At 62.2% G+C, this 555-nt stretch carries 1 protein-coding gene; it reads right to left on the bottom strand.

The genetic code is table 11. The features are described 5' to 3' along the window. Positions 1-187: 187 nt before the first annotated feature. The coding region (locus ACYVF4_RS13220; RefSeq protein ID WP_460723547.1) for a universal stress protein at positions 188-555 on the bottom strand (368 nt) is incomplete at its 5' end.

Raw genomic sequence — 555 nt, 5'->3', positions numbered from 1 at the left:
GGCCCGACGAGACGCAGACGCATCCGTCACACCGACAACCAACTTCTCATTCATGTTGCACTCCTTCTACTCGAGGACGAACGCTCGTCCAACTGCAAGGTGAACGTGACGACCACGACACCGTGGCCCTCCGTCTGGTCAGGGTTGTGGTGGGCGATTTGACTGCCCCGATCACTGATCGGACTGGTCATCTCACGACCACGGTCGTCGTGGCGAGTCGGTTGAGGACCTGCTGGCTTGTGGAGCCGAGGATGAAACGCGCGACCCGACCGCGACCATGTGACCCGATGACGGTGAGCCGCGCACGTGATGCGATGCGATTTATCACCAGATCCGCACCGTGACTGCTTTCCACAACCCGTCGCACGTCCAGGTCGGGGTACATTTGCGCGATGCCCGCGATCGATATGGCCAGGGACTCTTCGGTCAACTGTTGCATGTTCGTCAGGTAGTTCTCGGGGTAGGAACGTACCCCGAGTGGGATGGCGACTGGCGACCAAGCGCTGACGGCGGTGAGCACCTCTGCGGACCGGTCCGCCTCGGCGGCGGCGAACG

The sequence above is a fragment of the Microbacterium aureliae genome, assembly GCF_054780155.1.
Note: the sequence above shows the minus strand (reverse complement) of the source record. Positions and strands in the feature narration are given on the sequence as shown.